Source organism: Lactobacillus nasalidis, from assembly GCF_016587775.1.
Lineage (GTDB): Bacteria > Bacillota > Bacilli > Lactobacillales > Lactobacillaceae > Lactobacillus > Lactobacillus nasalidis.
Window position 1 is genome coordinate 1 of record NZ_BOCG01000545.1, and the last position, 11932, is coordinate 11932.

The 11932-nt window shown below is 50.0% G+C and carries 10 protein-coding genes and 1 riboswitch; of the genes, 3 read left to right on the plus strand and 7 right to left on the minus strand.

What is annotated here, in order from left to right:
* Positions 1 to 981 (minus strand): N-acetyldiaminopimelate deacetylase (locus lacNas_RS10605; protein ID WP_201346843.1); only part of this gene is annotated, 981 nt, incomplete at its 3' end.
* Between the two features lie 41 nt (positions 982 to 1022).
* On the minus strand, positions 1023 to 1736 hold the full coding sequence (dapD, locus tag lacNas_RS10610) for a 2,3,4,5-tetrahydropyridine-2,6-dicarboxylate N-acetyltransferase (RefSeq protein WP_201330940.1): 714 nt from the start codon (positions 1734 to 1736) through the stop codon (positions 1023 to 1025).
* A 120-nt stretch (positions 1737 to 1856) separates the two neighbouring features.
* Positions 1857 to 2032, minus strand: a riboswitch (Lysine riboswitch).
* A 216-nt stretch (positions 2033 to 2248) separates the two neighbouring features.
* Here dapD and lacNas_RS10615 point away from each other — a divergent pair.
* Together lacNas_RS10615 and dapF are read left to right on the plus strand one after the other, a co-directional pair.
* Positions 2249 to 3613: an aspartate kinase gene (locus lacNas_RS10615; RefSeq protein WP_201330941.1), complete on the plus strand. Its 1365-nt coding sequence runs from the start codon at positions 2249 to 2251 to the stop codon at positions 3611 to 3613.
* A gap of 1 nt (position 3614) precedes the next feature.
* Positions 3615 to 4601 (plus strand): diaminopimelate epimerase, encoded by a 987-nt coding sequence (dapF, locus tag lacNas_RS10620; RefSeq protein WP_201330942.1) that lies wholly within the window; start codon positions 3615 to 3617, stop codon positions 4599 to 4601.
* A 67-nt stretch (positions 4602 to 4668) separates the two neighbouring features.
* Here dapF and lacNas_RS10625 read toward each other — a convergent pair whose 3' ends face one another.
* From lacNas_RS10625 to lacNas_RS10645, 5 genes are all read right to left on the minus strand, one after another.
* On the minus strand, positions 4669 to 5937 hold the full coding sequence (locus lacNas_RS10625; protein ID WP_201330943.1) for a hypothetical protein: 1269 nt from the start codon (positions 5935 to 5937) through the stop codon (positions 4669 to 4671).
* Positions 5938 to 6209: 272 nt separating this feature from the next.
* On the minus strand, positions 6210 to 7541 hold the full coding sequence (locus lacNas_RS10630; protein ID WP_201330944.1) for a dihydrolipoyl dehydrogenase family protein: 1332 nt from the start codon (positions 7539 to 7541) through the stop codon (positions 6210 to 6212).
* Positions 7542 to 7851: 310 nt separating this feature from the next.
* Positions 7852 to 8637: a 3'-5' exonuclease gene (locus lacNas_RS10635; protein WP_201330945.1), complete on the minus strand. Its 786-nt coding sequence runs from the start codon at positions 8635 to 8637 to the stop codon at positions 7852 to 7854.
* A gap of 78 nt (positions 8638 to 8715) precedes the next feature.
* Positions 8716 to 9489 (minus strand): ElyC/SanA/YdcF family protein, encoded by a 774-nt coding sequence (locus lacNas_RS10640; protein WP_201330949.1) that lies wholly within the window; start codon positions 9487 to 9489, stop codon positions 8716 to 8718.
* Positions 9482 to 10075 (minus strand): GNAT family N-acetyltransferase, encoded by a 594-nt coding sequence (locus lacNas_RS10645; RefSeq protein WP_201330946.1) that lies wholly within the window; start codon positions 10073 to 10075, stop codon positions 9482 to 9484. Before lacNas_RS10645 ends, lacNas_RS10640 begins: the two co-directional genes overlap by 8 nt.
* A gap of 194 nt (positions 10076 to 10269) precedes the next feature.
* On the opposite strand from lacNas_RS10645, the gene lacNas_RS10650 reads away from it, so the two are divergent.
* On the plus strand, positions 10270 to 11932 hold a 1663-nt coding region (locus tag lacNas_RS10650), incomplete at its 3' end, for an FAD-dependent oxidoreductase (RefSeq protein WP_201346844.1).

The following is an 11932-nucleotide window of genomic DNA, read 5'->3' on the forward strand; positions in this document are numbered from 1 at the left end:
CATGGCAGGCTCTGTTTCAACATAGTTGACGCCGGCAGCCTGCTTCATGTAATTAATGAAGTTTCGCGTCAGATCCGGATCGTTTTCGACTGGCCAGTAGCCGCCTTGATTGAGTTCCAGCTTGACTTTGACGCCAAAGCTGATTTCAATGCCGCGGCAGATCTCCCGCAAGCGCTGGTCAATTTCTTCAATCATGCTTTGGGTCAAGCCCCGGATCGTTCCTTCGATTCTGGCTGAATCAGCAATCACGTTTCTGATATGGCCGGCGCTGATCTTTCCCAAAGTGATGACTCCGCTTTGAATCGGATCAATGCTTCTGGAAATGATGGTTTGCACTTGCATAATCAAGGCCGCTGCCGCTACAACGGCATCTTTGGAAAGCTGCGGGAAAGCCGCATGGCCGCCCTGGCCTTTAATATCGATATTGACCTCCGTGGTGCCGGCAAACAAGGTGCCGTTCCGGCAGCCAATAGCGCCGGCAGGCAGGCTTGGATTGTCGTGCAGGCCATAGAATTCATCCACGTGCCACTCGCCGGTGAACAAGCCCAGCTGATAGGCTTTCATGCCGCCGCTCTCGCTTTCTTCCGCCGGCTGGAAGAAGAACAGGAGGTTGTCACTTGGCTGATGTTCGCTGAAGTAGCTCAAAACGCCCAATGCCACGGTCATGTGTATGTCGTGGCCGCAGGCGTGCATCACGCCTGGATGCTTGGAGGCATATGGCAGGCCGGTAGCTTCATCAACCGGCAGAGCATCGATATCGGCCCGGTAGCCAATCGTCCGTTTGGCTTTGGAACCTTTCACCAGAACCAGCAGCGCTGTCGGGAGTTCGGCAACTTCTCTGATTTTCAGGTAGTCCTGTTTCATCTGCTTGATTACAGATAAAAGGTAGGCATGGGTTTCTGTTTCTTGCAAGGCCAGTTCCGGAATCTGGTGGAGCTGGCGCCGGATTTCAATCAATTCTGCTTCGGTCAATACTGCCATTTGAAAACTTCCTTAATTTGGACTAACTTGTAACTTTGCTTCTACAGCTTGCGCAGGTCCTCTTCCAGACCGGTCTTGCTTTCGGTCTTGGCGTCGACCTCCTTGATCACTCTGGCTGGAACGCCGCCAACAACGGTGTGCGGGGCAACGTCCTTGGTAACTACTGCTCCGGCAGCAACGACGGCACCTTCGCCGACATGCACGCCTTCAAGAACTACCGCGTTGGCGCCGATCAAGACGTTGTCATCGATGCGGACTGGCAAAGCGGAGGCTGGTTCAACCACCCCAGCCAGAACCGTGCCGGCACCGATGTGGCAGTTCTTGCCAACAGTGGCCCGGCCGCCGAGGATGGCCCCCATGTCGATCATGGAGCCGGCACCAATTTCAGCACCAATGTTGATCACAGCCCCCATCATGATGACCGCGTTGTCGCCGATCAAGACCTGGTCACGGATGATCGCGCCTGGTTCGATGCGCGCGTTGACTTCTTTGATGTCCAGCATCGGAACTGCAGAATTGCGTGCCGTATTTTCAATCCGCACGGAAGCAAATTCACCCTCATGCTCTGCCAAGAACGGCTTCAAGGCCTGCCAGTCGCCGAAGACGACTCCGGCCTGGCCGCTGACAAAAGGATCAGTGCCTTCCGGGAAAGCAACCTGGTCAAGGCCTTCGCCGCGCAGGTAAACCTTTACTGGAGTCTTCTTTGGTGCGGAGCCGATGTAGTTGATAATGCTTTGTGCGTCTAATTCTGCCATAATGTCATTCTCTTTCTAAAAAACTGCTTTGATGATTGGAACTTTGAAGAGGCAAAGCAAAAGCTCCAGATTGCCTTGACAATCTGGAGCCCGAACAAAATTCAAAATCAAATTCTTTCGTCAAATTGCAAGCGCAACGCAGGTACCTTCCCTGCGACAGTCCATGGCCTCTTAAGCCATGACCCAGCTGCCCGCCCTGCCGGGACGAACGCTTCGGCAGCTTCCCCTTTCGTGCAAGTTCCATGTCTGGCAGACTCCCTTGCCTTACTCTTGTCGGCTGCGCCTCTTCAATTTGTAATCAGTTTATAATATTGGCTTCATCTTGTCAACAGAATTTCTCGCTTTTTATTTGCATAATTTTATTTCAGCACCGCTCAAGCACCGTGGCGACTGTGTTTGCAAGCTGATTATCATGAATTTTCAGAATATTTTTTTGCAATTTCCAACAAAAAATGGTAAAGTCCATCTAGATTGATTAAATTATGATTAAAACACGAAAGAGAGAAACTTCGATGAAAGTTGTTAAGTTTGGTGGCAGTTCCCTAGCTAGCGGCCCTGCTGTAGAAAACGCCTTAAACATTATTACCGCTGAATCTGAAAGACAAGTTGTCGTAACTTCTGCCCCAGGCAAACGCTTTGACAGTGACATCAAGGTCACTGACCTGCTGATCAAGTACGCTCATGAAGTCAACCATGGCCGCGACGGTTCAGCCATAGCCGAGCAGATCTTCCAGCGCTACGTTGAAATCGGCCAGTATTTCCACTTGCCAATTGAGGATCTTTTGCCCTTGAAGGATATTCTGCTGGGCTTGCCCAAGCAGACTTATCCTAACAAGAATTACCTGCTGGCTGCCTTCAAGGCTCACGGTGAACGGCTCAATGCCAAGCTGATCGCTAAAATCCTGCAGAGCCAGGGCGTCAAGGCCCGCTATGTTGATCCAAAAGACGCTGGGATCATTGTTACCGGGACGCCAAACAATGCTTCAGTCAGCCCTGAAAGCTACCAGCTGCTTGACAATTTTTCCTATGAGGCTGACGAAAAACTCATTTTCCCAGGTTTTTATGGCTACACGTTAGCCGGGCACATCGCGACTTTTTCAAGAGGCGGCTCGGACATTACGGGAGCGATTTTGGCCAGAGGCTTTCATGCTGATCTATATGAAAACTTTACTGATGTCGATGCCATTTTCTCAGCCAACCCGAAGGTGGTCGACGATCCTCAGCCGATTCACACGATGACCTACCGGGAAATGCGGGAACTTTCCTATGCCGGCTTCTCTGTCTTTCACGATGAAGCCTTGATCCCGGCGATTCAAGGGCAGATTCCAATCAACGTCAAGAATACCCGTCATCCAGAAAAGCGCGGGACCATGATCGTACCAGAAAAGGGCTTCAAGCCAGAAACCATCATCACGGGGATCGCCAGCGGCAAGCACTTCGGCGCCCTGTACCTGCACAAGTACCTGCTCAACAAGGAAGTCGGCTTCACCCTGCGCATCCTGCGGATCCTCAACAAGTACAAGCTTTCCTATGAACACATGCCTACCGGGATTGACGACTTGACGATTATCTTCGACAGGGACACGCTTAACGACGAACTGATCGATGAGCTCTGCAACGACATTCAAACCGAAATCAGCCCAGACCACTTGGACTGGATCAGCGACTACGCGATCATTATGCTGGTTGGTGAAGGCATGCGGGACCGGATCGGGGTCATGCGGGACATCGCTCTACCCGTAGCCAGAGAAGGTATCTCCCTGCGGATGGTCAACCAAGGGGCTTCCGAAATTTCGATCATGCTGGGAACGGAGGCCAAGGATGCCGACCGGGCAGTTGCTGCGATCTACGATTACTTTTTTAAGCAAGGAGAATAAGATGACTAAATTATTGAAGGTGCACGGATCCCAAAATTCCTTCTTCATTTTGGACCAAACCGAACTGGAAAATCCCCTGACTGATGAAGAGCTGCGGCAATTGGCCAAGACGCTCACTGACCGGGAAACCGGGCTGCTTGGCGGAGCTGACGGCATCTTGTCTGTAGAAGAATCGGCGCATCCTGGCGTTTTAGGCAAAATGCGGGTGATCAATGCTGACGGCAGCGAGGCTTCCATGTGCGGCAACGGCCTTAGAACAGTAGCCCGCTATCTGCAGGAAAAGACTGGTGAGAGTCAGTTCAAGGTGGAAACCATGTATGCCGATCTGGCAGTCCGCAAGGCAGCTGATTTTGCAAATGGCGTACCGGCATTTGGGGTAGAAATTTCCCCGGTCCGCTTCAACAAGGAGTCTTTGCCTTTTGACAATTTGGGGCATGACCGCTTGTTAGACACCCTAGTCCCGGAACTGGTTCCCGGCTGGCGCTTCAGTGCTTTAGCAGTGCCCAACCCTCACCTCATTGCCTTCATCAAAGAAGAGGATCTGGACAGTCCGCTCTTAGGTGAACTTGGTGCCTACTTGAACGGGGATAATCCATACTTCTCTGACGGGGTCAACATTAACTACACCGTAATCCGCGGCGACAGCACTCTTTTCGTCAGAACCTACGAACGGGGCGTTGGCTTTACAAATGCCTGCGGGACGGGGATGTCAGCCAGCTCTTTGGCCTTTGCCCTGACTCACCCGGACTTAGGCCACTTTGAAAAAGAGATTTCCGTCTACAATCCTGGCGGCATGGTCAAGACCGTCTTGCACCAGAAAGACCATGGCTACTGGATTGAGTTGATCGGCAACGCGACTGAAACCCACACGGTGGAAATTCCCGAAAGCCAGCTGCACAGCAGCCAGATCGAGCTGGACGAAGTCAAGACTGCTGAAACTGGCGAGCAAGCTGCATACCTGGCCTTCGTTGACCAGCTGACCAAGTAGCATCCCCCCAGCAACAGACGCCATTACCTAGATCTAAATGCTAATTGCTGTTACATAAGCATCCCAGTCAAGCATTCATCGTTTGGCCAGGGATGCTTTTTTCTGCATCCCCCGCTAAAAGCAAACGCAGATACTTCTTCATGAACTTGCTGCTTGTCAGCTGCAGACGCATTTTCAGATACTCTCTGGCCAAGTCATGCTGGGCAATAAAAGCTTGATAGCTATGATCAACGCAGGTCAAGGCGGGATGCTGCAGAAGCTCTTGGGTCAATTTGACGACATAAAAATCAGCCAAGCCATTCTTGTCAGCATATTCGTTAATCTCCTTCAGCAAAGCCAGATCAGACTTTTCAGCTGGGGCAGCCCGCAAAAATTCCTCAGTCAAGTCAGTTGGCACCAATTCATGGTAATAGACATGATAGTCAGCGTAATAGCGTTCCTCAGCTGCAATCAAGCCTTCCTTTTGCATCTTGTCAATTACCTGAAGAATGGTCTCATTTGGCAGAAAGCGAAAATGACCGTCATAATCGCTGTGGTTGATGGCATCGTAATCGGAATAAGACAGGCCACGCAGAATCTTGAGGCAGTTATTTGGCGTGATCCGCGTTTCATTTCTCAGGGTCAACTGGGCAATTGCCCGCGGCAAAAGGTCTCCCCGCAGATCAGAAGCCGCGATTTGTTTTTCGATCCAGTGCTGATAGTCTGCCTCTTTCTTTTTGCTCCGGTTCAGAAACTTGTCATATTCCTGCTTCATTGCTTCTGGATCAGCCAAAACAAAAACATGCTCATAGTCCTTTCTCCCAGTTAAAGTCGCCTCCAGTTTGGACTGGTTCTTAAAACGCCAAGCAAGCGACATGTCCCCGTGATTTCCTCTGATGTGATCAAGCAGATTCTGCCATGACTGGCAATTATGCAGGCATTCCTTGAAGTGTTGAAGCTGCTGGCGCTTGTTGCTGGGCAAGAGGAGCTTCTTTCCGTCAGCCGTCAAATCCAGATAGGCCTGCTTGTCACCTAATAACAGGTAATCGCTGGCCAGTTCCCAGTCTTCTTCAGGCAAGTACTCCTTTAACCGTCCTGCTTCCAGGTAAAAGTGCTGCTTGCCATCATTTTCATGAAGAATCTGCTCTGCAAGTACTGCTCTTAAACTCTCCCTTGTCAGCAGCTGGTAAGCCAGGCAAACCTTTAAGCTGCTGGGACGCAGATACTGCTGGGCCAAGGGCAGAGTTAAGACCTTCATGTAAAAAGGGCGGTCAAAGTAGCTCCCGTAATTGTCAAAGAAGTCGCTGGCCAACTGATCAATTTCTTTTGCTGTTAAGACTTTTCTTTCTTGCTTCATGTTCATCCTCAATTCCTCAGTTCAAGCAATAAATTAAACTAGCATGGCTGCTTCTGGCATCCCGACCAAATGTTTGAAGCTCAGATTTGATTAAAGCAGATTTTTTCAAAGCAAAAAAGGCGCGGGTCACCCGCTACAAATCCTGGTCTGGCAAGCCTTTTACAAGAACATTCGTCAGTAAAAGCGGCAATTTTTCCTAAACAAGGCAAAGAAAAAAGCAAAGGTTTTATCCTTTGCTTGATCTGTCTAATAATAATTTCCTGTCAGCCATCCTACCGGAACAGAACGTCCAGCTTGTTGGCTAGTGTCGGGAAAGCGAAGCCCAAATTGTTCATGGCAAATTTTGCCGGGTCTTTCTTCCCGATCAGCGGGGCGAACAGGTTGATGTCATCCCCGGCATTGATGCTGATCTCTGAAGCGCCGACCACTTCGCCGGCTTGATTGAAAATGACTTTGAGCTCGGCGTTTGTGTCTCCTTCACCCAAAGAGGCAAAAGTTGCGCCAAGCTTCATTCTTCTAACCGTATCTCCATCTTCCATTTCACTTTCCCGCTTGCCTACTTGCGCGATCTGCGGGTAGGTAAAAGTGCTGGTAGCAACGGCAGGATACTTGATTCCTTCTTCCAGGCCATTTTCAACAAAGTCATAAATGTGGTAAGAATCTACCCAGGCAACGGGAGTCAGGTTCAGCTGACCGTTGTCAGCCACGTCCCCGGCGGCAAAAATGCTTGGGACGTTAGTCTGCAGGTGTTCATTAACTGCCACGCCTTTAATCGGGTCAAACTTGATGCCCAATTTTTCCAAGCCAAGGCCGTCAACATTGGCTCTTCTGCCTGAGGCGTCAACCACCAAGCCAGCTGCGAACTTTTGCCCGTTTTCAGCGGTCACTTCATAACCAGCAGCAGTCTTGGCGATCGCTTCAACTGGCATGTTCAGCTTGATCTGAATGCCCCGGTCTGTCATCATTTGCGTCAATTTCTCAACGTATTCCTGGTCAAAAGGACGCAGCAAGCGGTCAGAGTGCTGCAAAACCGTAACTTCGCTTCCCGCTGCCTGCATGAGCGTTGCCAGTTCCAAGGCCACATAGCCGCCGCCAATAACAACTGTCTTTGCCGGCAGTTCATCCAAGTCGAAAAACTCGTCATTGGTGATGGCATACTCACTGCCCGGAACTTCCAGCCGGTGGGGACGCAGGCCCGTCGGGATGACGATGTTTTCTCCTTCATATTCCTGGCCGGCCGCCTCAACGGTATGCGGGCCGGTGATCACCCCATGGCCAAAGACCGTGTCCACTTGCTCATTTTCAATGCTGGAGCGCTCTTCTCTGCGAAATTCCGCCCAAATCAGCTTCTTGCGCTTGATCAGAGCATTCCAGTCCAGCTTGGCTGGCTTTTCCACGCCTTTGCCGGATAAATAGTACGTATTCAAGACTGGCCGGACGGCACCTTCCATAAAAATCTTTGGCTGGCAGCCGGTATTGGGGCAGGTTCCGCCCCAGAAGCCCTTTTCAATGACCAGGGCAGTCTTCTTGGTTCTCGCCAGTTTGAACAGCAAGTGGTTGGCAGCCGGACCACTGCCGATGATGATGTAGTCATATTTTTTCATGGATTTTCTCCCACATTTCTAAAGGTCTGAATCTGATAGATATACAACCAATCTACTACTTATTTTTTACAAGTTCAACTTTTCTGTTTAGCGCAAAAAAACAAGATCGGAATTGCTTCCAATCTTGTCTAACAGCTACTTTTTCAACTGCTTAATCCGGTCATTCATTTTCTGAGCCAGCTTTTTCTCCTGCTGACGTCTTTCGCAATATTATCGTATCGTTTTTCGCAGGTCTTGTCCCTGCTTTTTTGCTAACAAAAATTGCCCCCTAAGATGCAAATAGAGCTTCCAGAAGTCTGGAAGCTCTATTTTATTTCTGCAAAAGCGTCAGCAGGTCCTCATACCCGATCACCGCTGTCCCCTTCTCAGCAGCCTTCTTGCACTTGCTGGTCACATGATCCAGCTCGCCTTTGAGCAAGTAGTCAGTCATGCCGGACACCGAACCGGTTACCTTGCCGCCGTGGTATTCTATCAAACTGGTCAGTTCATATCTGGTTGCCTGCCGGAATTGGCCGGTAATCACAAAACGCTGGCCGGCCAGGCGGGAATCGACCTGCTTTGGAGTGAAATCGATCGTTTCCGTGGCTCTGGCCAAATTGCCGTCTCTGAGATTTTGGTAGACGATATTGTTGGTAATGCAGTCGCTGATGGCAATGTGGGAGTTGATCTTGATCCCGTAGTAATCCTTCAACGTCGACAGTCTGACATTGGGGATGGGATCTGCAAACAGGCCTCTCTTTTTGTAATATTTGGCCATAAGCAAGGTATCCAGTTTCGGATTAGCCACCGGATAGCCGTTGTCAGCCAAAATGTTGCAGTCAAAACTAAGTATGTTATGGCCAATTAGGGTATCATCGCCGATAAAATCCAAAAAGTCTGGCATAACATCATCGATTACAGGAGCAGCATCTGTTTGGTAATTGCTGATGCCGGTTAAGTGAGAGACATATTCATTGATTTTCTCCATGGGATTAACATAAGTCGAGAACTTCGCCACGGTCTGGTCATCCCTAACCTTCAAGGCACCAATTTGGATGATCTTTTTTCCGGTTGTTTCCAAGTCAAAAACCGTGTAGTTATGCAGTTTAGGATCCATCTTGCTACTTCTTTCTGAAAAAATCTCCTACAAGATCAGCTTGGCCCTAAAGCCCAGGACCTTGTTTTACACCTCAAACTAGCTCTTATATGCCGGGTTAGCCTGGCGGACAGAGCCGCCATATTCCTTAAGCAGGCGGGAAAAAGCTCCTTCAACCGAAACTGGCAGGTCCACATGCGCTATATAGTCTTTCCCAAGCGGCCCATAGCCATCTTTATCGTCTCTTAAGCGCGGAATCTCACCCATGAGCAGGCTGATATAACGATCCATTGGCCACATGCCAGGGATCTCCTTATCATAAGCCAGCTGTCCGTCTTTCTCCAAGACATGAACCTGGTAAGCCGCGTAATTAATGATGGTCAGCTCTGGCCGATACTTCCGTAAAACCGCGCTTAAGCGCAGCTGCATGGTCGCATCCTGGCAGAGAATGACTGATGACAGGTCAATCTGGTGTTTGTCCAGCAGGTCCAGCAAGTAAGTGATGTTGTTGCCAGAATTGGTCGACTGGCATTCAAGCAAGTCAGCACTAATTTGGTACTTTCTCTGTAAATAGGCGGCAAAAATCTCCGCTTCTGATAAAGAGTCCACTTCCAGATCCGGAAAGACGGCTTTTGCCTGGGCTCTTAAGCCATCAGTTGTGTGACCATGACCGCCCACGATGATGTACTTTTTAGCAATCCCAGCCTTTTTTGCTGCGGCAAAGACATCCCCGCCGGGCAGTATGCTGCCGCCAAAAAGGACAAAAGCGTCGGCTTGGGGGATGCCATATTTTTCTTCTAGTGCTGCCTGGGTCAAGGCCGGCAAGTCGCGGGGGCCTAAGTAGTCAGCCAGCGTATTGATGTCGTTAATCATCATTTTCCTCTTGCTCGCAATACTTTATCTCCGGAAAAGGGATAATCTCGGGTGCAGGGATAGTATGCTCACCCAGCATCTTTTCCATCCAGACCATGTCATACCAGCGGTCAAATTTATATCCGCACTGGTGGAAACGGCCTACGAAGCTATAGCCTAAGTGCTCATGGAAGCGAATGCTGTTGTCGTCTAGGTATGGATCTTCACCTATTGGAGCAGCGATGCAAGCGTTCAAGTTGAGAAAGCCCTGCTTCTTTAAGCAATCCTCCATCGCATCATATAAAAATCTACCGACATGCTGGTGACGGACATTAGCCTCGACATAGATGGACAATTCCACACTGTGTTCATAAGCCGCCCGCTCCTTAAATGCACTGGCATAGGCATAGCCAACGATTTTGCCGTCTTTAAGTGCCACAAGATAGGGATACTTTTTTACCGTCCGACTGATCCGGTCTTGAAACTCGTCAACACTAGGCACTTCATCTTCAAAAGTGATTGCCGTCTTCTCTACATAAGGGGCGTAGATCTCAAGCAGTCTTTCCGCATCCCCAACGTTAGCCCTTCTTAACTCTAATTCCGCCATAGTCTTCTCCATCAAAACTTATCCAGCACGTACTTCTCAATAGCTTTATTTTACCATGTAGAAAAAATAAACCGTTTTATTATTTTCTGCTTATAAAATAAATAACATATGGTATCATAAAGCTTGTAAGCGTAACCAACGCTGCAAGAAAAAAGATAAGCGATATTAGCATTGTGTTTTAAGGAGAATAAATCATGACCGAATACAGAGCTAAAGCCCATGGTTTCAACTCAGAGATCACGGCAATCGTTGCTGTCGAAAATGGTGAAATCGTCAAGATCAGTGCTGAAGGCGAAGTGCCAAACACTGTTGGCGCCCTTGGGGTCGACACCTGGCTGGAAGAGGCCAACGCAGAGCATTCAGTCGACGTAGATGCTATTTCTGGTGCCTCAGTATCAACCGGTGCCTTAAGAAAGGCCGCTCAAATGGCTTATGCTGAAGCTACTGGCGGGGATGTTGACGCTATCTCCTCTGCCTCTATTCACAACCAGCCTAACAACTATCCTCTTCTCAAGGAAAAGTTCTATGAAGGCGACATTGAATTCGACGACGAATATGATGTGATCGTTGTCGGTGCAGGCGGTGCCGGGCTTTCTGCTGCCGCAACGGCCGCGGAAAATGGCGCCAGCGTCTTGGCGATTGAAAAGCAAGGCATTCCTGGCGGGACGACCAGCCTTTCCGGCGGGGTTATGCAAGCAGCGGGCACTAAGTACCAAAAGGAATTCACTGACTACAAGGACGACACGCCTGAAAAGCACGAAGCTGAATATCTGGCTGCTGGTGAAGGCCGGGTTTATGAACCGCTTGTCCGTGACTTTACCCAGAATGCTGGCAAAAATCTGGAATGGCTGGAAGATAAAGTTGGCGTTAAGTGGACCAGCGTATATGGTCACACTGAGATCCCTTACGCAAAAGACTACTTTGCGGACAGAATTCACGTCTATGAAGGCGGCGGTGCTGGTGGCAACGGGATTATCGCAACCCGCAAGCTTTACGAATACGCATTAAATCAAGGGGCGGAATTCCAATTCGACACGGCTGTCGTTGCTTTGGTCTTAAAAGATGAGACTTCCAGTGAAGTAGCCGGGGTGATTGCTGAACAAGGCGGCGTGCTCTATGCCTTTAAGGCCAACCGCGGGGTAATTCTGTCGGCAGCCTCAATCGACCAGAACGTGGATTTGGCCAAGGACCTCAGCCCGCAGCACTATGAAGACGTCAAGCGGCACCTCTGCTGGTCAGTTGCTTCAGACAGAGGCGACGGAATCGTCATGGGGATGAACATTGGCGCGGCCGTCACCGGCTTTGGCGGCACGATTGACTTTGACGCGCGGACTGGCAACGGGACTGATGACCGCCTGCCGACCATCCCATCGATTTTTGTCAACGGGCAAGGCCTGCGCTTTGTCAATGAAGATGCAACTTACGCCTACGGTTTCCGGGCAATCTTTAATGAGGAGAAAAAGCTGGGCAAGCCGACTTTCCAGATTTTTGGCAAGGACTCAATCACTGCTCCGGCCTCTCCTTGGAATGAAGAAAGTCTGGCCAAGGATGTCGAAAGCGGCTTGGTCAAGACCGGTGACAGTTTGGAAGAACTGGCGGAAAAGATCGGCGTACCAGCAGAAAACCTGGTCAAGAGCGTGGAGACTTGGAACAAGCACGCGGCGGAAGGCAAAGATCCGGAATTTGAACGGACGATGGGCCTTGCGCCATTTAGCGGACCGTTTTATGCCTACACCAACACGCCAGGCAACCTGGGCGCGATCGGCGGCTTGAAGATCAACGCGCAATGCAACGTGATTGACAACTTCGGGCAGCCGATTCCAGGCCTGTACGCGGCCGGGATGAATGCCGGCGGCT